The 21386-nt window shown below is 60.4% G+C and carries 23 protein-coding genes; 14 read left to right on the forward strand and 9 right to left on the reverse strand.

Annotated elements, in window-relative coordinates:
• Positions 1-82: 82 nt before the first annotated feature.
• Positions 83-706 carry a TetR/AcrR family transcriptional regulator gene (locus ACVHNU_RS16000; protein WP_045122564.1) on the reverse strand — a complete coding sequence of 208 codons (624 nt, stop codon included), beginning with the start codon at positions 704-706 and terminating at the stop codon, positions 83-85.
• A gap of 183 nt (positions 707-889) precedes the next feature.
• Here ACVHNU_RS16000 and ACVHNU_RS16005 point away from each other — a divergent pair, with 183 nt between their 5' ends.
• The 8 genes from ACVHNU_RS16005 to ppnP all read left to right on the forward strand — a co-directional run bounded on the left by ACVHNU_RS16005 (position 890) and on the right by ppnP (position 10257).
• Positions 890-2680 carry an acyclic terpene utilization AtuA family protein gene (locus tag ACVHNU_RS16005; RefSeq protein ID WP_473017791.1) on the forward strand — a complete coding sequence of 597 codons (1791 nt, stop codon included), beginning with the start codon at positions 890-892 and terminating at the stop codon, positions 2678-2680.
• A gap of 12 nt (positions 2681-2692) precedes the next feature.
• Positions 2693-3562: an SDR family oxidoreductase gene (locus ACVHNU_RS16010; RefSeq protein ID WP_338802597.1), complete on the forward strand. Its 870-nt coding sequence runs from the start codon at positions 2693-2695 to the stop codon at positions 3560-3562.
• Between the two features lie 3 nt (positions 3563-3565).
• Positions 3566-5182 carry a geranyl-CoA carboxylase subunit beta gene (atuC, locus tag ACVHNU_RS16015; protein ID WP_473017792.1) on the forward strand — a complete coding sequence of 539 codons (1617 nt, stop codon included), beginning with the start codon at positions 3566-3568 and terminating at the stop codon, positions 5180-5182.
• A 30-nt stretch (positions 5183-5212) separates the two neighbouring features.
• The gene (atuD, locus tag ACVHNU_RS16020; protein ID WP_003226692.1) at positions 5213-6370 is read left to right on the forward strand and encodes a citronellyl-CoA dehydrogenase; all 1158 of its coding nucleotides are present in this window, start codon (positions 5213-5215) and stop codon (positions 6368-6370) included.
• Entirely contained in the window at positions 6367-7164 is a 798-nt protein-coding gene (locus ACVHNU_RS16025) for an enoyl-CoA hydratase/isomerase family protein (protein ID WP_473017793.1), read from the forward strand. Before atuD ends, ACVHNU_RS16025 begins: the two co-directional genes overlap by 4 nt.
• Positions 7165-7282: 118 nt before the next feature.
• On the forward strand, positions 7283-9244 hold the full coding sequence (locus tag ACVHNU_RS16030) for an acetyl/propionyl/methylcrotonyl-CoA carboxylase subunit alpha (RefSeq protein ID WP_473017794.1): 1962 nt from the start codon (positions 7283-7285) through the stop codon (positions 9242-9244).
• Positions 9245-9314: 70 nt separating this feature from the next.
• Entirely contained in the window at positions 9315-9857 is a 543-nt protein-coding gene (locus tag ACVHNU_RS16035) for a 3'-5' exonuclease (protein WP_003226699.1), read from the forward strand.
• A gap of 115 nt (positions 9858-9972) precedes the next feature.
• Positions 9973-10257: a pyrimidine/purine nucleoside phosphorylase gene (gene ppnP / locus ACVHNU_RS16040; RefSeq protein WP_003226701.1), complete on the forward strand. Its 285-nt coding sequence runs from the start codon at positions 9973-9975 to the stop codon at positions 10255-10257.
• Between the two features lie 72 nt (positions 10258-10329).
• Here ppnP and ACVHNU_RS16045 read toward each other — a convergent pair whose 3' ends face one another.
• Complete coding sequence (locus ACVHNU_RS16045) at positions 10330-11136, reverse strand: MOSC domain-containing protein (protein WP_473017795.1); 807 nt, start codon at positions 11134-11136, stop codon at positions 10330-10332.
• 189 nt (positions 11137-11325) lie between these two features.
• A complete protein-coding gene (locus ACVHNU_RS16050; RefSeq protein ID WP_003226705.1) occupies positions 11326-12261 on the reverse strand; it encodes a chemotaxis protein CheV in 936 nt (311 codons plus the stop codon).
• A 454-nt stretch (positions 12262-12715) separates the two neighbouring features.
• On the opposite strand from ACVHNU_RS16050, the gene ACVHNU_RS16055 reads away from it, so the two are divergent.
• The 3 genes from ACVHNU_RS16055 (at position 12716) to ACVHNU_RS16065 (ending at position 15227) form a co-directional block, all read left to right on the forward strand.
• On the forward strand, positions 12716-13186 hold the full coding sequence (locus tag ACVHNU_RS16055) for a hypothetical protein (RefSeq protein WP_103483810.1): 471 nt from the start codon (positions 12716-12718) through the stop codon (positions 13184-13186).
• Between the two features lie 491 nt (positions 13187-13677).
• Positions 13678-14571, forward strand: a complete 894-nt coding sequence (locus tag ACVHNU_RS16060) for a sensor histidine kinase (RefSeq protein WP_473020079.1) — start codon at positions 13678-13680, stop codon at positions 14569-14571.
• Complete coding sequence (locus ACVHNU_RS16065) at positions 14568-15227, forward strand: response regulator (protein WP_003226712.1); 660 nt, start codon at positions 14568-14570, stop codon at positions 15225-15227. The genes ACVHNU_RS16060 and ACVHNU_RS16065 overlap by 4 nt, the downstream gene beginning before the upstream one ends.
• Here ACVHNU_RS16065 and yegS read toward each other — a convergent pair.
• The gene (gene yegS, locus ACVHNU_RS16070) at positions 15211-16128 is read right to left on the reverse strand and encodes a lipid kinase YegS (RefSeq protein WP_473017797.1); all 918 of its coding nucleotides are present in this window, start codon (positions 16126-16128) and stop codon (positions 15211-15213) included. The two genes, ACVHNU_RS16065 and yegS, sit on opposite strands and share 17 nt — an antisense overlap.
• A gap of 318 nt (positions 16129-16446) precedes the next feature.
• Here yegS and ACVHNU_RS16075 point away from each other — a divergent pair, with 318 nt between their 5' ends.
• Positions 16447-16755 (forward strand): hypothetical protein, encoded by a 309-nt coding sequence (locus tag ACVHNU_RS16075; RefSeq protein ID WP_177434688.1) that lies wholly within the window; start codon positions 16447-16449, stop codon positions 16753-16755.
• Positions 16756-16812: 57 nt separating this feature from the next.
• Here ACVHNU_RS16075 and ACVHNU_RS16080 read toward each other — a convergent pair whose 3' ends face one another.
• Positions 16813-18039: a molybdopterin molybdotransferase MoeA gene (locus ACVHNU_RS16080; RefSeq protein ID WP_473017798.1), complete on the reverse strand. Its 1227-nt coding sequence runs from the start codon at positions 18037-18039 to the stop codon at positions 16813-16815.
• Positions 18023-18562, reverse strand: coding sequence for a molybdenum cofactor biosynthesis protein B (moaB, locus tag ACVHNU_RS16085; protein ID WP_003226719.1), 540 nt, complete (start codon positions 18560-18562; stop codon positions 18023-18025). Before moaB ends, ACVHNU_RS16080 begins: the two co-directional genes overlap by 17 nt.
• 82 nt (positions 18563-18644) lie before the next feature.
• Between moaB and mobA the strand changes: the two genes are divergently transcribed.
• Together mobA and ACVHNU_RS16095 are read left to right on the forward strand one after the other, a co-directional pair.
• The gene (mobA, locus tag ACVHNU_RS16090) at positions 18645-19247 is read left to right on the forward strand and encodes a molybdenum cofactor guanylyltransferase MobA (protein ID WP_226501860.1); all 603 of its coding nucleotides are present in this window, start codon (positions 18645-18647) and stop codon (positions 19245-19247) included.
• A 77-nt stretch (positions 19248-19324) separates the two neighbouring features.
• Entirely contained in the window at positions 19325-19546 is a 222-nt protein-coding gene (locus ACVHNU_RS16095; RefSeq protein ID WP_003226722.1) for a YgdI/YgdR family lipoprotein, read from the forward strand.
• Positions 19547-19623: 77 nt separating this feature from the next.
• On the opposite strand, the gene ACVHNU_RS16100 is transcribed toward ACVHNU_RS16095, so the two are convergent.
• The 3 genes from ACVHNU_RS16100 to ACVHNU_RS16110 form a co-directional block, all read right to left on the reverse strand.
• Complete coding sequence (locus ACVHNU_RS16100; RefSeq protein ID WP_045122565.1) at positions 19624-20514, reverse strand: pseudouridine synthase; 891 nt, start codon at positions 20512-20514, stop codon at positions 19624-19626.
• An 80-nt stretch (positions 20515-20594) separates the two neighbouring features.
• Positions 20595-20912 carry a transcriptional regulator gene (locus tag ACVHNU_RS16105; RefSeq protein ID WP_003226726.1) on the reverse strand — a complete coding sequence of 106 codons (318 nt, stop codon included), beginning with the start codon at positions 20910-20912 and terminating at the stop codon, positions 20595-20597.
• A 144-nt stretch (positions 20913-21056) separates the two neighbouring features.
• Entirely contained in the window at positions 21057-21293 is a 237-nt protein-coding gene (locus ACVHNU_RS16110) for a glutaredoxin family protein (RefSeq protein ID WP_103483816.1), read from the reverse strand.
• Positions 21294-21386 lie beyond the last annotated feature (93 nt).

Below are 21386 nucleotides of genomic sequence, written 5' to 3' on the forward strand. Positions count from 1 at the left end.
CCCCGAAAAAATACCGATCAATGCATTCAAGCTAGGCGGTTTCGCCCAGTTAGCCAGTTTCCCGACCTTATAGAAAAATGGGTTAACGCTCTTCGAGTACCAGAATCAGCGCTTCATCGGCCAACTGATCGAGACTCAGGCTGCCGCCGGCACGGAACCAGGTGGTGGTCCAGGACAGCGCGCCGGTGAGAAAACGTCGGGTAACGAACACATCGCCACGGATAAAACCGGCCTCCTTGGCTTCCCCCAGCACCTGCAGCCAGATGTCCTCGTAGACATCGCGCAGGGCCAGCACCCGGGCCTGACCGTCTTCGGACAACGAGCGCCATTCGTAGACCAGCACCGCCATGGCTTCGCCGCTGCCGCCCATGATCGATTGCAATTCGCAGCGGATCAGCGCCAGCACCCGCTCGCGGACATTGGTGGCTTCGGCCAGCGCGGCGCGCATCAGCGCGGTGTTGTAGCGGATGGTCTCCTCCATCACCGCACGGAGGATTTCATCCTTGCTTTTGAAGTGATGAAAAATGCTCCCGGACTGAATCCCCACCGCCCCCGCCAGGTCACGCACCGTCGTGCGCTCGTAGCCCTTGTTGCGGAACAGGTGAGCCGCCACTTGCAGCAGTTTGCCGCGGGCACTGTCAGGGTCGGTCAACTGGCCCTGGTCGACCAGTTCGCGCATGACCCTCAGGGCTTTTTGCTCGTCCACCCGTTCTCTCCTACAGTCGATCAGTCTGTTGCCCCCTGAACACGCAGGGTTGCGCGCAATTTAAGCCGCGGGCCGCAACCAAGCAAGCGCTTGGGCAGAAGATATTTCAGTGGTTTACAAACCAAGCGCTTGCTTGGTAGCCTCCAGACACTTCTGTCGCAGGTTCCTGAGTCGGAGATAAAAATGCCCACCACCGTTCGGATCGGATGCGCCAGCGCATTCTGGGGTGACACCAGTACCGCCGCCGCACAACTTGTGGCCGGCGGACAGCTGGATTATCTGGTGTTCGATTACCTGGCCGAGATCACCATGTCGATCATGGCCGGCGCCCGTATGAAGGACCCACAGGCCGGATTCGCCGGGGACTTCATCGAAGTGCTCGCGCCGCTGCTGCCGCAACTGGCTGAACAGAAAATCCGCGTCATCAGCAATGCTGGCGGGATCAATCCAAAAGCCTGTGCCGCCGCCCTGCAAGCCGCCTGCGACAAGGCCGGGGTCAAGCTGAAAATCGCCGTGCTGCTCGGCGATGACCTGCAACCGCAATTCAAGCAACTTGCCGCCCAAGGCATCCACGAAATGTTCAACGGCACGCCGCTGCCGCCGATGTGCGTATCGACCAACGCCTACCTCGGCGCACCGGGCATCGTCGAAGCCCTGCGCCTGGGCGCCGACATCGTCATCACCGGGCGCGTGGTCGATAGCGCGGTGGTCAGTGCGGCGCTGGTGCATGAATTCGGCTGGGCGTGGCACGACTACGACAAACTGGCCCAGGCCGCGCTGGCCGGGCACATCATCGAATGCGGCGCGCAATGCACCGGTGGCAACTTCACCGACTGGCGCGACGTGCCGGATTACGAACACATCGGTTTCCCCATCGTCGAAGTCAGCGCCGACGGCCAGTTCATCGTCAGTAAACCCGAAGGCTCCGGCGGATTGGTGACGCCGCTGACAGTTGGCGAGCAGATGCTCTATGAAATCGGTGATCCGCAGGCGTATCTGTTGCCGGATGTGGTCTGCGATTTCACTCAGGTCAAACTGCAGCAACAAGGCAAAAACGCCGTGCACGTCCACGGCGCCAAAGGTCTGCCGCCCAGCGATAAATACAAGGTCAGCGCGACCTGGCCGGACGGTTTCCGCTGCACCGCCAGTTGCCTGATCGCCGGTATCGATGCGGTGGACAAGGCCCGGCGCGTCAGCCAGGCGATCATCGACAAGACCTCGGAAATGTTCAGCCAACGCGGCTGGCCAGCGTACAGCGAAGTCGACATCGAACTGCTCGGCAGCGAAGCCACTTACGGCCCTCACGGCCAGCGTCGGGACAGCCGCGAGGTGGTGATCAAACTCGCCGTGCGCCATCCACTGAAACCGGCGCTGATCCTGTTCTCCCGGGAAATCGCCCAGGCTGCCACCGGAATGGCACCGGGACTGACCGGCATCGTCGGCGGACGGCCGACGGTGTATCCGTTGATTCGCCTGTTCTCGTTCCTGATCGACAAAAACGCCTGCACCCTGCAAGTCGATATGGCCGGTGAACAGCACCCCTGCGCCCTGCCCGCGCAAACACCACTCGACAGCCACGATCTGCCCACCCCCGACCAGCCACCGAAACCCCAGGGCCGCGCCGACGCCAGTGTGCCGTTGGTGAAACTGGCGGTGGCGCGCTCCGGCGACAAGGGCAACCACAGCAACATCGGCGTCTTGCCGCGCCGCCCCGAATACCTGCCGTGGATCGCCGAAGCGCTGACGCCGGCAGTGATTGTCGACTGGATGAGCCACGTGCTCGACCCGATTCATGGCCGGGTCGAGCGCTGGTACCTGCCCGGCACCCACAGCCTGAATTTCCTGCTGGAAAACGCCCTCGGTGGTGGCGGTGTCGCGAGTCTGCGTATCGATCCACAGGGCAAGGCCTTCGCCCAGCAGTTGCTGGAAATCCAGATCCCGGTGCCGCAGAGCATCGCCGAACAGCTCGACTAGAGGATTCGCGTCATGGCTTATGAGTCAATTTTCCGTGCCGATCTGTTCAGCGGCCAGAACATCATCGTCACCGGTGGCGGCAGCGGTATCGGGCGCTGCACCGCGCATGAACTGGCGGCGCTCGGGGCCAATGTGCTGCTGGTCGGGCGCAAGCCGGAAAAACTGCAAAAGGTCGCCGCTGAAATCACCGAAGACGGTGGCCGCGCGCACTGGCAAGCCTGCGACATCCGTGATGAGGAAGCGGTGAAACAACTGGTCACTGAGTTGATCGCCGAACACGGGCCGATCCACGGTCTGGTCAACAATGCCGGCGGCCAGTACCCGTCGCCACTGGCCTCGATCAATCAGAAAGGCTTCGAAACCGTGCTGCGGACCAATCTGGTCGGCGGCTTCCTGATGGCCCGGGAAGTGTTCAACCAGTCGATGAGCAAGCACGGTGGCAACATCGTCAACATGCTCGCCGACATGTGGGGCGGCATGCCCGGCATGGGCCATTCCGGCGCGGCACGTTCGGGGATGGACAACTTCACCAAGACCGCCGCGTTCGAATGGGGTTACGCCGGGGTGCGGGTCAATGCAGTGGCGCCGGGCTGGATCGCGTCCAGCGGCATGGACACTTATGAAGGCGCGTTCAAAGCAGTGATCCCGACCCTGCGCGAACATGTGCCGCTCAAGCGCATCGGTACCGAATCGGAAGTCAGTGCGGCGATCGTTTTCCTGCTCAGTCCGGCGGCGGCGTTCATCAGCGGCAGCACCTTGAAAATCGATGGCGCGGCCAGTCTCGGCAGCCGCGCATGGCCGTTGCACAAGGCGAGCCACAGCGAGTCGTTCAACGGTTTCCATCGGGCGTACTTGCCCGACGTCCTCAAGGACAAGGAGTAAGCCATGCCGCAGATCCAGTCCCAACTCGATCCGCACAGTGAGGCCTTCGCCCGCAATCAGGCGGCGATGCTCACGGCCATCGAGCACGTCCAGCAACTGGAACAGAACCTGCTGAACAAGGCTGCCGAAGCCAAGGCCAAATTCGACAAGCGCGGGCAACTGCTGCCCCGTGAACGCCTGAATCTGCTGCTCGACCCCGGCGCACCGTTCCTCGAACTGGCGAGCCTGGCCGGCTACAAACTGCACGACGACAAGGATGGCAGCGCCGCCGGCGGTGGCCTGATTGCCGGCATCGGTTACGTGTCCGGCATACGCGCGATGGTGGTGGCCAACAACAGCGCGATCAAGGGCGGCACCATTTCCCCGACTGGCCTGAAAAAGTCCCTGCGCCTGCAACAGATCGCCCAGGAAAACAAACTGCCGGTGATCACCCTGGCCGAGAGCGGCGGCGCCAACCTCAACTATGCCGCGGAGATTTTCGTCGAGGGTGCGCGCAGCTTTGCCAATCAGGCGCGCATGTCGGCCATGGGCCTGCCGCAAATTACCGTGGTGCATGGTTCGGCCACGGCGGGTGGCGCGTATCAACCGGGGCTGTCGGATTACGTGGTGGTGGTACGCGGCAAGGCCAAGCTGTTTCTTGCCGGGCCGCCGCTGCTCAAAGCCGCGACGGGCGAGGTCGCCACCGATGAAGAGCTGGGCGGCGCCGAGATGCACGCGCAAGTCGCCGGCACCGCCGAGTACCTGGCCGAGAACGATGCCGATGGCGTGCGGCTGGTGCGCGAGATCCTGCGCATGCTGCCGTGGAACGAGCAACTGCCGTGGCTGCCCGAGCCGCAATACAAGGCGCCGCTGTACCCGATCGACGAACTGCTCGGACTGATCCCCGACGACCCGAAAAAGCCCTACGACGTGTGCGAAATCATTGCGCGGATTGCTGATGAGTCTGAGTTCCTTGAATTCAAGGGCGAGTTCGATCAACACACCGTTTGCGGCCAACTGAAAATCCACGGTCGCGCCTGCGGTTTGATCGGCAACAACGGCCCGATCACCCCCGCTGGGGCGAGCAAGGCCGCGCAGTTCATTCAGCTGTGTGACCAGAGTCAGACGCCGCTGCTGTTTTTCCACAACACCACCGGGTTCATGGTCGGCACCGAGTCCGAGCAGCAAGGCGTGATCAAACACGGCTCGAAACTGATTCAAGCGGTGGCCAATGCGCGAGTGCCTAAACTGACGATTGTCGTCGGCGGTTCCTACGGTGCCGGCAATTACGCGATGTGCGGGCGCGGTCTCGATCCACGCTTCATTTTTGCCTGGCCCAACAGCCGCACCGCGGTGATGGGCGGCGCGCAGGCCGGCAAGGTGCTGCGCATCGTCACCGAGGCCAAACAGCTCAAAGAGGGCTTGGTGCCGGACCCGAAAATGCTCGACATGCTCGAACAGGTCACCGCGCAGAAACTCGACAGCCAGTCCACCGCGCTCTACGGCAGCGCCAACCTGTGGGACGACGGCCTGATCGACCCACGCGATACCCGCACCCTGCTCGGATACCTGCTGGATATCTGCCATGAAGCCGACATCCGCACGCTGCAACCCAACAGCTTCGGCGTCAGCCGCTTCTGACTGCCACGGATCCCAAGGAGAACAATAAAAATGATCTTCACCCCGGAACACGAAGCACTGCGCCGCACCGTCCGCCAATTCGTCGAGCACGAAATCAACCCGCACGTCGATGAATGGGAACAGGCCGGGCGCTTTCCGATCCACGAGATTTTCCGCAAGGCCGGCGACCTCGGGTTGCTGGGGATTTCCAAGCCGGAAAAATTCGGCGGCATGGGCCTCGACTACAGCTATTCGATTGTCGCCGCCGAAGAGTTTGGCACCATCCACTGCGGCGGCATTCCGATGTCGATCGGCGTACAGACCGACATGTGCACCCCGGCGCTGGCCCGCTTCGGCTCCGATGAATTGCGCGACGAATTCCTCCGCCCCGCGATTAGCGGCGAGCAGGTCGGCTGCATCGGAGTCTCGGAAGTCGGTGCCGGCTCCGACGTCGCCGGGCTCAAGACCAGCGCGCGCAAGGACGGCGACGACTACGTGATCAACGGCAGCAAGATGTGGATCACCAATTCACCGAGTGCCGACTTCATCTGCCTGCTGGCCAACACCTCGGACGACAAGCCGCACATCAACAAGTCGCTGATCATGGTGCCGATGAACACCCCGGGGATCAGCCTCAGCTCGCACCTGGACAAGCTCGGCATGCGCAGCTCGGAAACCGCCCAGGTGTTTTTCGACAACGTGCGTGTGCCGCAGCGCAACCGCATCGGCCACGAAGGCGCCGGGTTCATGATGCAGATGCTGCAGTTCCAGGAGGAACGCCTGTTCGGCGCGGCGAACATGATCAAGGGTCTGGAATATTGCGTCGACAGCACCATTGAGTACTGCAAGGAGCGCAAGACCTTCGGCAACGCGCTGATCGACAATCAGGTGATTCACTTCCGCCTCGCCGAATTGCAGACCGAAATCGAATGCCTGCGGGCGCTGGTCTATCAGGCCACCGAGCAATATGTGAAAGGTCAGGACGTCACACGCCTGGCGTCGATGGCCAAGCTCAAGGCCGGACGCCTCGGTCGTGAAGTCAGCGACAGCTGTCTGCAATATTGGGGCGGCATGGGCTTCATGTGGGACAACCCGGTGGCCCGCGCCTATCGCGATGTGCGGCTGGTGTCGATTGGCGGCGGCGCCGACGAAATCATGCTGGGGATCATCTGCAAACTGATGGGCATCCTGCCGGGGAAAAAGAAATGAGCGCCCTGCCCGACTGCCAGACGCTGTTGCTGGAACAGCACGGCGGCGTGCTGCACATCACCCTCAATCGCCCGGAAAGCCGCAATGCGATGAGCCTGCAAATGGTCGCCGAGCTGCGTGCGGTGCTGGCGACGGTGCGCGATGACCGCGGGGTGCGCGCTCTGGTCCTCAGCGGTGCCGGTGGGCATTTCTGTGCGGGTGGCGACATCAAGGACATGGCCAATGCCCGTGCCCAAGGGGCCGACGCTTACCGCGAGTTGAACCGCGCCTTTGGAGCCCTGCTGCAAGAAGCTCAGGACACACCACAAGTGCTGATCACCGTTTTACAGGGCGCAGTGCTCGGTGGTGGTTTCGGACTGGCATGTGTCAGCGATATCGCGATGGCCGACCATCAAGCGCAGTTCGGTCTGCCGGAAACCAGCCTTGGCTTGCTACCGGCGCAGATCGCTCCGTTCGTGGTGCAACGCATCGGCCTGACCGAAACCCGTCGCCTGGCACTGACCGCCGCACGCTTCGATGGCCATCAGGCGCGACGTCTGGGGCTGGTGCATTTTGTCGAGCAGGATCCGCAGGCGCTGGCAGAACGTCTTGATGAAGTGATCGACCATGTTCTGTGCTGCGCGCCCGAAGCGAATGCGGCAACCAAAAAGCTGCTGCTGGCCAGTGCCGGGCAGCCTTCGAGTGAATTGCTGGATGAAGCGGCGCGGTGGTTCAGCGAAGCGGTGACCGGGGCCGAAGGGATCGAGGGCACCATGGCTTTTGTGCAAAAGCGTAAACCTGGGTGGGCCCCTTAAAAGCTTCGCGAGCAGGCTCGCTCCCACAGGTTTTGTGAACGATGCAAATTCCTTGTGGGAGCGAGCCTGCTCGCGAAGAGGCCAGACAACCCACCGCCAAATACTCAGGAAGATCAACATGCCCGTCATCCACAAAATCCTGATCGCCAACCGCGGTGAAATCGCCTGCCGCATCCAGCGCACCGCCCAGGCCCTCGGCTATCGCACCGTTGCCGTATTCAGCGATGCCGACGCCAATGCCCTGCACGTGCAGATGGCCGATCAAGCGGTGAACATCGGCTCCGCACCGGTGCAACAGTCCTACCTGAACATCCCGGCGATCCTCGACGCCGCCCGCCGCAGCGGTGCCGACGCGATTCATCCCGGCTATGGCTTCCTCTCGGAAAATGCCGGGTTCGCCCGCGCCTGCGCAGCGGCCAATCTGACCTTCATTGGCCCCAGCGCCGACGCCATCGAACTGATGGGCAGCAAGCGCCTGTCGAAAATCGCCATGCTCGACGCGGGCGTACCGTGTATCGCCGGCTATCAAGGCGCCGCGCAGGACGACGCCACTCTGCTGCGTGAAGCCGAGCGCATTGGCTACCCGCTGATGATCAAGGCCAGCGCTGGCGGCGGTGGACGCGGGATGCGCCTGGTGCACAGCAGCGACGAGTTGCCGGCGCAATTGCGCACCGCCCGCTCCGAGGCGCTGAACGGTTTCGGCAGTGATGAACTGATCCTCGAACAGGCGCTGATCGAACCACGGCACGTTGAGGTACAACTGTTCGGCGATCATCGCGGCAACCTGATCTACCTCGGCGAGCGCGACTGCTCGGTGCAGCGCCGCCATCAGAAAGTCATCGAGGAAGCACCCTGCCCGGTGATGACCCACGAGTTGCGTCAGGCCATGGGCGAAGCGGCGCTCAAGGCTGGCCGAGCGGTGAATTACGTCGGTGCCGGCACCGTCGAGTTTCTGCTCGATGCCCGTGGGCAGTTCTACTTTCTGGAAATGAACACGCGTCTGCAGGTCGAGCATCCGGTGACCGAGTTGATCACCGGGCAGGATCTGGTCGCCTGGCAATTGGCCGTCGCCGAAGGGCAGCCGCTGCCGTTGACTCAGGATCAGGTCGCGCTGAACGGCCACGCCATGGAAGTGCGTCTGTATGCCGAAGATCCGACGCAGAATTTCCTGCCGCAAACCGGTCGTGTCCAGGCCTGGGAACCGGCAGTCACTCCGGGTGCGCGGATCGATCACGGCTTGCGCGAAGGTCAGTGGGTCAGCCCGTTCTACGACCCGATGCTCGGCAAACTGATTGCCCACGGCGCCACCCGCGAAGAAGCGCGGCGCAAACTGTTGCGCGCGGTGCAGGACAGCGTGCTGCTCGGCGTGCAGACCAATCAGCGTTTGCTGGTCAGCCTGCTGCAACATCCGCAGTTCATCAGCGGCGAGTTCAGCACCGCATTCATTGCTCAGCACTTCACTGACCACCCTTGCCTGCACGCCTACGACCCCGGTGCGGAGGAACTGGCCATCGCCGCCGTGCTGTTTTATCAGTCTGGCGCGCGGGCGCATCGTGCGCCACTCAAGGGCTGGCGCAACAATGCCGGCGTGCCGCTCAATTACCGTCTCGGTGTGGAAGAACGGGACTGGACCTTGCAGCTGCTTGCGGACGGCGCTGGCCGATTCACCGTGAACGTGATGCAGCGCGCGCTGGCGCTGACCGTCATCGATTGCGACGAGCGCGCGGTGACGCTGGAAGTCGACGGCCTGCGCCAGCGTCACGCCTATCGGGTCGATGGTGCAGAACTCTGGCTGTTCACCCACCCCGGCAGCCTGCGCCTGGAGGATCGAACTCATGCGCTCATCAGCAGTCAGAGCAGCGTCAGCTCCGGCACACTCAAGGCGCCGATGGACGGTGCCATCGTCGACGTGCTGGTCAGCGAAGGCAGCACGGTCAGCAAGGGTCAGTTGCTGGTGGTGTTGGAGGCAATGAAAATGGAGCATCCGCTCAAGGCCGGCATCGACGGCGTGCTCAAGCGGGTGCAGGTCAAGGTCGGCGATCAGGTAAAAAATCGTCAGGTTCTGTTGCAGGTCGAGTGAGTCGCCAGGCGCAAACGCGAGGTTTGACTACGCTCTGATCTATCAGGACGCGTAAATCAGGAAACCTGCGATGCCCCATTGGCTGGTCATTGATCTGGAAGCCACCACAGATGAAGGTGGCTGGCCGGTTACGGAAATGGAAATCATCGAAATCGGCGCGACGCTGGTCGATCGTGCCGGTCGCGAGCAGGATCACTTTCAGCGGTTCGTCAAACCGACCCGGCGGCCATTGCTGACGCCGTTCTGTCGGGAGCTCACACACATCACCCAAGCCAACATCGACGCCGCGCAGCCGTTGAGCGAGGTCTGGCCGGCGTTCGAACGCTGGCTCGGGCAACACCAGACGCGCCTCGAGGGCTGGGCCAGTTGGGGCGATTACGACCGCAAGCAATTGCTCCAGGAGTGGCAACGCCTGCAACTCGACAGCGTACTGAGCCGGGTGCAGCACATGAACCTCAAACAGCGCTTTGCCAAGGCGCGGCGACTGGAACGACCGTTGGGCCTGAACGGCGCGCTGCAACTGGCCGGCATGCAGTTCAGCGGTCAACAGCATCGGGCCCTGGAAGATGCGCGCAACACTGCGCGGTTGCTGCCGCTGGTCTTGCCACTCTGAAGTCAGGGCGAGAACTCGCCGGACACGCCCCGGGCAGGTGACGGCGCCGGGAGCCTTGTGCATACTGGCCGGCCCTTTTTTAACCCTTTTAAGCCCCATTCAAGAGGAATCGCCCATGTTCAAAGTCAACGAGTACTTCGACGGCACCGTCAAGTCGATCGCTTTTGGCACCGCTGAAGGTCCGGCGACCATCGGCGTCATGGCCCCGGGCGAATACGAATTCGGCACCGCTCAGCGCGAAATCATGCACGTGGTCTCCGGCGCACTGACCGTCAAACTGCCGGACAGCAGCGACTGGGAAACCTTCGCTGCCGGCAGCCAGTTCAACGTACCGGCCAACAGCAAGTTCCAGCTGAAAGTCGCTGTTGATACCGCTTACCTGTGCGAATACCGCGGCTAAGCCCACGGCTTTTCCCGGTGCAAAAAAATGCCCGTGTCCATGGACACGGGCATTTTTCATTTCTGGCCTCGATTATTCGAGGATTTCCACCGGCATACCGACTTCCAGTCGACCATTGCTGTCGTTGACCAGATTCTGCCCGAACATCGCGCCATCGGCCTGGGCGCGGTACTTCTGCAAGGTCGCCAGCGGTTCGCGATCGGCACTGCGCTCCCCGGTCTGCGGATCGATGGTGGTCAGGATGCAGCGCGAGCATGGCTTGACCACCCGGAATTCGACAGCGCCGATGCGAATGCGCTTCCAGCCATCTTCGGCGAACGCCGCACTGCCTTCGATCACCAGATTCGGCCGGAAACGCAACATCTCCAGCGGTCGTCCGACCTTTTGCACCAGATCCTGCAACGACGCCTCACCAATCAGCAATAGCGGGAAACCGTCGGCGAATGCCACCTGATCATCCTCGCGGCCATAACCGGCCTGCGTCATGCGCGCGCGATCAAGTGGCACCTGCACCAGACGGGTCGGCTTGCCGATGAAATCGCTGACCCAGCGGGCCGCTTCATCACCGGCATCCGGCACGCGCAGGGTGTCACGCCAGATGGTCACGCCGCGCAGCTCGGCATCGTCCTCGGGCAAGGGGATATCCAGCGCGGAGTGGTCAGGCGCACTGAGGGTCAGACCGCCCTGCGCATTCCACAGCGCCGACAGCTGGCTCATTTTCGCTTCGGCTCGTTGGGTCAGGAAGCGGCCGCTGGCCTCGTCTACCAGCATCCAGCGTCGGTCACCTTCCAGGCCAAGTTTATCCAGGCCAATCGACTGCAGAATCTCGGGCTTGCCGGATTTCAACGGGTAACGATAAAGCGCACTCAGACGCAGCATGTCCAGCTTCCTGATGGGCAAAAAAGCCACCCTATACGAGCTTTATCCGTGAATCAAAAGAGTTTGTGCACTGCAAACCTTGTGGGAGCGAGCCTGCTCGCGAAAGCGGAAACTCATTCAACACATGTGTCGATATGGAATCCGCCTTCGCGAGCAGGCTCGCTCCCACAGGAGGCTGAAGTGTCAGGATCAGGCTGGCACTTCATCGAGCATCAGGCGCTGACGCACCACATCGACCAGTTTGTCCGGCTGGAACTTGGAGAGGAAGTTGTCGCAGCCGACCTTCTTCACCATCGAGTCGTTGAAACTGCCGGACAGTGAGGTGTGCAGCACCACGTACAGGCCGCGCAGGCGCGGGTCGTTGCGGATCTCGGTGGTCAGGCGATAGCCGTCCATTTCCGGCATTTCCGCGTCGGTGAACACCATCAGCAGTTTGTCGGTCATGTTCACCCCGGTATCGGCCCAGGCCTTGAGCATGTTCAGTGCCTTCAGGCCATCACTGGCGATGTGCATCTTCACCCCGAGCTGGCCAAGGGTGTCGCGCAGTTGCGACAGCGCTACGTTGGAGTCGTCCACCAGCAGCACTTCGCGGCCGCGGGCACGTTCCAGCACCGGATCGTCGAGCTTGTCACGCGAGACCTTGGCGTTGTACGGGACGATCTCGGCGAGGACTTTCTCGACGTCAATAATTTCCACCAGTTGATCGTCAACCTTGCTGATCGCGGTCAGGTAATGCTGGCGCCCGGCGCTGGTCGGCGGCGGCAGAATGGCTTCCCAGTTCATGTTGACGATGCGATCCACGCCACCGACAAGGAAAGCCTGCACCGAACGGTTGTACTCGGTGACGATGATGGTGCTGTTCGGGCCCGGCACCAGCGGACGCATGCCGATCGCCTGGGACAGGTCGATCACCGGCAGCGTCTGGCCGCGCAGGTTGACCACGCCGCAGACAAACGGGTGGCGCTGCGGCATCAGGGTCAGCTTCGGCAATTGCAGAACTTCCTGAACCTTGAACACGTTGATCGCGAACAATTGGCGTCCGGCCAGTCGAAACATGAGAATTTCCAGGCGATTCTCACCCACCAGTTGCGTGCGTTGGTCTACCGTGTCGAGAATGCCGGCCATCAATGACTCCTGGGCTTGTTCTGATGAATTCACTATTGAGGGGTTATCGGCTGTTTATGGCGGTTCTTGATCCCCACAGAAATCAGTATCAAAATGCCATACACAGGCATTGATGTCACATTAACATCATGGTTTACTGGCTCGGTGTTTTCATCTGCTACATTCTCTTCTGGCGCGACCACGGTTGGCGTCACAGGTTCCCGCGTGTAAGGGAATCCCCTAGTAACAATCAGGCCCAACCTGATGTTCGCAATATCCAATAGCCATTAATGTGACGCCATTCTCATTGCATGAACGGAGTCAGGCTATTGTGTGCGATCGCAGGTCAGTGGAACCTTACCCTCTGGAAAACCTCAGCCAGTGCACTTGCACGGTGGGGCGCGATCTCCCGACGATTCATGATCGTCGACACACACGGCATTCCCTCATCAGACATGACGCTGTGGAGATAAGCATGCCAATCGACCGCAAAGACTGGGCACAACGCTTCCCCGAATTTCTCGTCGAAGCTGAAACACTCCTGGCCAAGTCCGAAGAATGCCTGAGCCACCTGCAACTGATCAGCAACGACAAGGACGCCATCGACTGCATGCGCAGCACCCTGCTCAAGCTTGCAAGCCGTGCAGAAGCGTTGGCACTGGAGGCGATCTCCGAGTTTTCCCTGCATATTCACAGCCTGCTCGACCACGCGCCGGAACATATCGACCTGCATGCACAGGCTCTGGATGCGCTCAAAGACTGTTTCACCCTGATGGCCTGGCAAATCGAACTGGTCGATCAGAACACTGGCCAGTTGAGCCTGGATGCCAGCGAACAGACCTCCCTGATCGAAGCCTTCGCGTTCCAGGTAGGTCAAGGCGAATTTCAGCCGTCACTTGCGACTCAACCGTTGTCACTCATGTCTTATTCGGAACGGCAGGCCTGATTCAGTGCTGAAATTGCACGAATCCAGATAGCTGATCCGCATCGCTGAATGTCGCAATTGAATAGTTCATACCTGCCAGCGACAAACCGAATTAAATAATCACACCTGACACCAGCGGAAATTTTCCTGCGGCCTCAGGGTTTGCCTGTGTCCGTGTAACGATCAACTTCGAGCAACATCGATATCTATCGAACACAATAAAGCGACTTTTCCATTATGGAACTCACGTCCAACATGGCCTCTTTCATGACTCAATGGACATATATGGCAAACGCGACCAACGGTATCTTAAGTGGTATTATGCCGGCCATTAGTTGCTTTCAATTTAATGGCACAGTGATTCAGTGACAGGCATCCATCGAAGTTTGCGGTCAAATGTCGTTCACTGACCCCGGTTAAAATCAATAACATAATTGACAGCATTTTCAGACAGAGATCCGCCCGCCACCGGCCGGTCTGCCCGCAGCGAACATCTATTGGCTCCATCCGTTATGTACGCCAGCCTCAAGTCAATCACCACATGGCCACCCTCCCGGGAAAATGCACGCCGGTTCACTCTCATATTGTGTGTCAGCGCAGCCGTTGGCAGCTTGCTGACCTACGGTTTTGCGGCGCCACTCTCGCTCGGTCTGCTGCTGTTGAACATCGCCGCCACCGCTTGTGTCTGGGTGCAATATCGGCTGTCACGCAAATCGATCAAGTTCCAGCCTCAGGAGCTCGCCGACCGCTTGCTGGAAGTCCAGGAAAACGAACGGCACCGGCTCAGCCGCGAACTGCACGACGATATCGGTCAGTTGCTGACGGCGGCCAAGCTGCAAAGCGAATGGCTGAAAAGACGTCTGCCGCAAGACCTGCAAGAGCAATGCTCGACACTCTGCGACACCCTTGAGGAAACCCTGAACAAGGTGCGCGACGTGTCGGCTATCCTCAATCCGCGCCAACTGACCAGCCTCGGGCTGGAGGCCAGTCTGCGTGCGCACTTGCTCAAGACTCTGGCCAACACGCCGGTGCACTGGAGCCTCGATTGCCAGCAGCGGCTCAACGGGATTCCCGAAGAAATGGCAGTCGCCGCCTTTCGCATTGCCCAGGAAGCGGTCACCAACATTCTGCGTCACGCGCAGGCCAGCAACCTGTTGATCCGCGTGCAACGACTGCCGCAAGGCCTGACGTTGTTGATCAGTGACGATGGCCAAGGGTTTGCGCCTGCTGCGGATCCGGGGCGGGAAGGACAGCGCGGCATGGCCGGGATGGCCGAAAGGATCGAACAGTTGGGCGGCACGCTGAACGTCATCAGCGAGCCGGGCAAAGGTACTCAAATCGAAGCACTATTCCCCTGGGCGCCCCGTGCACTCGAGCGGGCCAGTACGAATAAGGTTATGCGTTGACTTGTAACTTACTTCTGGTGGATGACCACTCGCTGATCAGGGCCGGCGTGCGTGCTCTGGTGCTCGACATTCCCGGTTACGCGGTCGTTGGCGAAGCCAGCGATGGCTCGCAGCTGCTCGAAATGGTCGAGCAACTGGTACCCGATATCGTGTTGCTGGATATCTCGATGAAGGAAACCGGAGGCCTGGAAGCCCTGCAACGGCTCAAGCGCGTGCGGCCACAAAGCAAGGTACTGATCCTGTCGATGCATACCGATCCGGCGCTGATCATGCAGGCACTGGAATCCGGGGCGCACGGTTATCTGCTCAAGGACACGACGGCCACCGAGCTTGAACATGCCCTCGAAGCCCTGCGCAACAACGAACGCTACCTGAGCCCGGCGATCGCCCACACCGTGATCAATCAGGCGCTGACCCGCACGCAGAAAAACCAGCCGGAAGTGGCCGACTCGCACAACCTGACGGCACGCCAGCTGGAGATCCTGCGGTTGATCGTACGCGGCAAATCCACCCGGGAAATCGCCAACGGTCTGGGCCTGAGCATCAAGACCGTCGAAACCCATCGTTCGCAGATCATGAAACGCCTGCAGATCTACGACGTGGCGGGCCTGGTACTGTTCGCGGTACGCGAGCAGATCATCAGCCTGGACGACTGATCGAGCAGTTAACGCCCAACAGCGGCGAATGCTCGGGCAAGTGCACCCGCAATGCTCTCGGACGGGCCTCGAAGCGCAGGTTTTCGCCTGTCAGCGGCTCGCCGTCAAGATTGATGCTCAAGCCCTCGGCGACCTTGATTTCGACCCAGGGCAAGCGGGCGCGCACAAACATGTTATCGAGGCCGAAACCATCGCTGAGCAGATTCTTCAGCGTGCCCACCAACTCCTGTGGCGCGGGCAGAATGCTGATGTCCAACAGGCCATCATCCGCCAGCGCCTGCGGGCACAATACGTGTCCACCGCCCGCCTGGCGGCCGTTGCCGATACCCAACGCGAGCAGCTCGCCACGCCAGTGAAAGTCCGGCCCCTGCAGTTCGCCATAGGCCGCGTGCAACTCACTGAAGCGCGATAAACCGGTGAACAGATAGGCGGCCCCGCCCAACACTTTTTTCAGATCCTCGGACGTATTGGCCGTCACTTGGCTACCGAAACCACCGGTGGCCATGTTGAGGAAAATCTGCCCGCCAACTTCGCCCAGATCAATATCACGCGGCGGTACATCGAGAAGCTCAAGTGCCTCGGCCGGCTCCAGCGGGATCCCCGCCGCGCGGGAAAAGTCGTTGGCCGTGCCCAGCGGCAGCAGCACCAGACTGGCCTTGTGCGCATGCGCCGCCAGGGCTTCAGCGATATCCCGCAACGTACCATCACCACCCCCGGCGATGATCTGCCGATAACCGCCTGCCAGTGCCTCCTCCACCAGACGCTGAGCGTCACCCGCCTCCCAGGTCAGACGCACTGCCAGCTCCCAGCCCTGCTCGCGCTTTGCTTCGACGGCGGCGCGCACCGCCTCATTGAGTGCCTGCTTGCCATGCAAAATCAACAGCGCCCTGCGCTCACTCATAACGGTCACTCCCCACGGTTGAATCGGTATGAAACATCTTGACCTCTGGCACCCGCAAAAAAGCCATGGCAATTCCATTTAATTCAAACGATTGCCTGTTGCAGTCCTACACAGCGGTATTTTTTCTTACGATATGTGAGGAATCGGCTCAATTGACCAGACTCGATCATTGATTCACCGTGTGCAGGTGGTATCAATCTTCGATTTAACAACACAAGGACGTGCAGGTAATGAGTGGATACACCCTCGGTGCTGGTGACAGTTGGAATGACGGGAAGGCCAGCGCGCTTACATTTGAAACAGCCGATGGACATTTCCATGTCCAGCCATGAAGCCAAAATTCCAACTAGTCCGATTGTCCCTCTCGGTGAAAGTCGCACCAGTCACAAATCCGATTTCAAAAAAAACGCCAGAACCGCTGGAGAAGTTGATATGGAACCGCGCGTGACCGAACTGGAAACCCACCTCAAATACATTCGTCGCGATATGGACGAAGTCCGCGGGGATGTAAAGACCATCAAGCACCGTCTCGCCTATTCGGCGGGTGCTACAGCGGTGGTCTTGGGACTGTTGGGATGGGTTGCCAACAGCCGGTTCGATCAGTTGGTCACACTGATGAGCCATTGACGGAGAAATGCAGGCATCGACTCGGTATCGGTCGAGCCTGCAGTCACCAGGCGCGGATCAGCCGAGCAGGTCGCTCAATGGAATGAACCCAACCTCATCGCCTTCTGCCAGCGTACGGCCTTCCAGCACTTCTACCAGGCCATCCGCCCAGGCCGCACTGCGCAGCACACCGGAACTTTGATTGCGGTAAATGACTGCCCGCCCTTGTTCGAGTCGACCGCGCAAGTATTCGCGCCGATTGCCGGCCACAGGCCAGACGAAGCCTGCCGGCACCGTAAACTTCAGAGGTTCTGAATCCTGTACGCCCTGACGCCTCAGCAAATAGGGCCGCGCGAGCAGAGAAAAGGTCACCAGAGTCGAAGCAGGGTTACCCGGCAGGCCGATGACCGGCACTTTGCGAAAATGGCCGAAGGTCAGCGGTTTGCCCGGTTTGATTGCCAGTTTCCACAGCGCCAGCTCGCCCTCTTCCCTCAACGCGATGCCAAGAAAATCCGCTTCGCCCACCGAAACGCCGCCGGTCGACAGAATCAGGTCGACATCCTGCAAGTCGCCCAAACGCGCCCGCGTAGTGGCCAGATCGTCCGGAAGAATGCCGGCATCAATCACCTCACAACCCAGGCGCTGCAACCAACTGCACAACACCACCCGATTACTGTTGTAAATCTGCCCCGGCCCCAACGGCTGACCCGGCTCGACCAGTTCATCGCCGGTGGACAGCACCGCGACTCGCACCTTGCGTACAACATTCAGGCCGGCACACCCCAGCGACGCCGCCAGACCTTGCTCGATCGGTCCCAGTCGGGTACCTGCCGCCAGGATCAACTCACCGACAGTGGTTTCCTGCCCCTGCGGGCGAATGTTCTGACCGACACTCAGGGTTTCGATGAAGCGCACGCTGCCGTCGGTCAGAACCTCGGCGTTCTCCTGCATTTCCACGCAATCGGCCCCGGCTGGCACTGGCGCACCGGTGAAGATCCGCGCGCAGGTACCGGGCTTCAATGGCTCAGGTGCCTGCCCGGCGAACACTTTCTGGCTGACCGGCAGCGGTTCGCCGGTCCAGTCCGCCAGATTCAGGGCATAACCGTCCATGGCGCTGTTTGGCCAGGGCGGCAGATCCAGAGTCGAAATCAGGTCGTCGCCCAGCACCCGCCCCTCTACATCAGCCAACGGCAGAAACTCGCGCTCGACAATCGGCGAAGCGTCAGCCATTTCCAGCAGGCAGGCCAGCGCTTCCTCGACAGGCATCAGACTGCCAGTCTTGCCCGGCTTACCCACGGGATTCACAAGGCGCTGCCTGTTTCAGGTGAGGTACGAAATTGCATGGGCGATGCCGAGAGTCCAGCTGTTCGGCGAGAATCCCGTCCCAACCGGTGCGCACCGCATTGGTTGAACCTGGCAGGCAGCACACCAGCGTGCCATTGGCCAGACCGGCCAGAGCTCGCGACTGCACGGTTGACGTACCGATATCAGCCACCGAGATCTGGCGGAACAGTTCACCGAATCCGTCAACCTGCTTGTCGAGCAGACAAGCCACGGCTTCAGGCGTGCTGTCACGCCCGGTAAAACCGGTGCCGCCGGTAATCAACACAACCTGCACCACGTCCTCGGCAATCCAGTGGGCAACTTGCGCGCGGATCTTGTACAGATCATCTTTGAGCAGGACCCGCTCGGCCAGACGGTGGCCGGCAGCGGTCAGACGGTCGACGAAGACCTGGCCTGATGTGTCGGTTTCCAGGGTTCGGGTATCGCTGACAGTCAGCACCGCAATGTTCAGCGGCGCAAAAGGTACATCGGCCTTGGCTTTCATTAGGCTCGTCCAGTTGTAGGAGAAACAGCCCGGTGTTATATCACAGCGCCCGAATTTTTCGCCGCCCTGCTGGAGAGCTGCCATGACCTCGAATACGCCATTGCCCCCTTGTTCCATTTTGCTCCTGGCAGGCGGACGCGGCCAGCGCATGGGTGGCCAGGACAAAGGGCTGATCGAGTGGCAGGGTGAGCCGCTGATTGCGCACTTGCAGCGCAAGGTCCGGCCGCTGACTGACGATCTGATCATCTCCTGCAATCGCAATCGTGAGCGTTATGCCGCGTACGCCGATCAATTGGTCAGCGATGAAGAGGGCGATTTTCCCGGTCCTCTGGCCGGTATCCTTGCCGGACTCAAAGCCGCCCGTCTGCCGCACCTGCTGGTGCTGCCCTGCGATGTGCCGCGAATCGACGCAGCACTGCTGCAGGACATGCGTGAAACCGCCGGCCAGTTTCCTGACAAACCTTTAATGCTGCGTCACGATGACCATTGGGAACCGCTGCTGTGTGTGATTCCGGTCGCGCTGCTGCCCGTGTTCGAAACCGCCTGGAATACCGGCGAACGCAGCCCTGGCCGGGTCATGCGCAACCTCGGCGCGACGGCCCTGCAATGCCCCGACAATGACCCGCGCCTGGCCAACCTGAACACCCCCGAACTGTTAAATGCGCATAACACTGTGTCAGACTGACAGCATTCAAGGAACTCTCACGCCTTGTACACGTCTCAAGCTCAGTAACCAAAGTATTCCCATTCGGAGACACACCCATGACTCAACGGACCCTCGCCACTTTCATGCTCGCACTGGGCCTGGCAACTCTCGCTGGTTGCTCGTCGCCAACAGTGATCACCTTGAATGACGGTCGCGAAATCCAGGCCGTCGACACCCCGAAATACGATGAAGATTCGGGCTTCTACGAGTTCAAACAACTCGACGGCAAAGAGACCCGCATCAACAAGGATCAGGTTCGTACCGTTAAAGAGCTGTAAGCTTTACGTCGACACCGGATACAGAAAAGCCCGCATCAATGCGGGCTTTTTCATGGGTGCGGGGAAAGTGAATGGCGTCACCACTGCAGGGTGATCTGACTTTCGAACTCGCGTTCTTCGCCGGTCACCGGGTCGACAAACCGCAGCCCCTGTGCCAACAGCTTCAACGGATTGGCATAGTCATCCTCAACGTCTTTCAACACATCCGGGTAGAACGGATCATTACAGATACTCGCCCCTAGCGCGGTCATATGCACCCTTAGCTGATGCTTCTTGCCCGTCACCGGGTACAGGCCGTAGCGCCACAGATCACCATTCTTTTCCCGGACTTCCACCGCCGTTTCAGTATTGGCGACACCTGGGCCTTCCTGCATGCGGAAGAACGGTTCGCCGTCGATCAGGCGACTTTTGTGCACCAGGGGAAATTCCAGTTCCGGCAGCGCACGGGCGATCGCTTCATAACGTTTATCGATCTGCCGGGTCGGGAACAACGACTGATAAGCCGAGCGGGTTTGCGGGTTGGCGGAAAAGATCACCAGCCCCGCCGTGTGCCGGTCAATGCGGTGCAGTGGCACCAGATGCGGATTATCGAGGCGACGGATCAGACGGCGCAGCAACGTCTGCTCGACGTATTCACCGGCCGGTGTCACCGGCAGAAAATGCGGTTTGTCCGCCACCACCAGATGCTCGTCCGCATACAGGATCGACTCGAGCACCGGAATCGGCTTTTCATCCGGCACTTCGCGGAAGTAGTGAATGCGCAGGCCTTCCTTGTACGGCAGATCCACCGCAATCGGCTGCCCCTGACCATCCAGCACCCGGCCCCGGGCGATTCTGTCCAGCCATTGCTCCCGGCTGATCGCACTGAAATGCTCACACAGGCAATCCAGCACGGTAAGCCACGCACCCGGAGGCAGGTAAAGGGTGCTGGCCTGATTCTGAGCAGCGGAAAATGTTGGTGTGGACATACGGAAATTCGAACCCTCAATGCAGGCCGGCATTATCCAACACTGAGCGCAACGAACCTAGCGCAGAATCTGCGGCCCGCTCAGGCCGGAATCGACTTGAGCGCCGCGGCTTCGGTGAACTCCTTGAGCCAGCGCAGCACATCGACCGCCTCCCAGCGCCCCGGGTCATACAAGGCGTACAGCAAGCCCTGATAACCGACCACATCCAGCTGCTTGTGATAACCGGCACGCTGGAACAGCGCCTCGATCTCGGCAAAACAGGTGTTGAAATGCAGTTTGTTGAAAGGCGTCTTGCCCTCCGTGACCAGCCCGTCCAGGCGCAACTCGAGGACCGCCTCGCGCACCACGTCAACCGACATCCGGTTCACGCTGTTCTTCAACTGTTCGACATTGACCACGGTTCGTCCCTCTGACTGCCGGATTCACCTGCTCAAGTCATCAAAAGCAGCAGGTCTTTCCAATTACTGTATGAACATACAGTAACCGAATAAACCCTAGAGTGCCAAGGACTGCCTGTGCAGGAGTGACCAGCGGAACGAGGATCAACGCAGGAAAGCAACCACTTGATCGGCGTCGAAAGGCCAGTCCAACTCGGCCCCGGTATCAATTCGGCGCAGTACCGGAATTCTTAGCCCATAAGCCTCAACCAACGGCTCACTTTCAGCGATGTCCACCAGTTCGACCAGCAGACCGTGCTCGACAAGCGGCATCAGTTCGGCTTCTGCCAACTCACACAAATGGCATCCCAAGGTGCCGAACAACTGACATTCAGGAGGCATGATCGCTCAACCGGAAAAGTGAGCGTTCATTCTAGGCCTGCCTCGAAAACCCGTCGAGCGACTGCTGCCCGAAGACCCGAACACGGCGGGAAA

It is taken from the genome of Pseudomonas sp. Ors-4-3C (assembly GCF_055755035.1).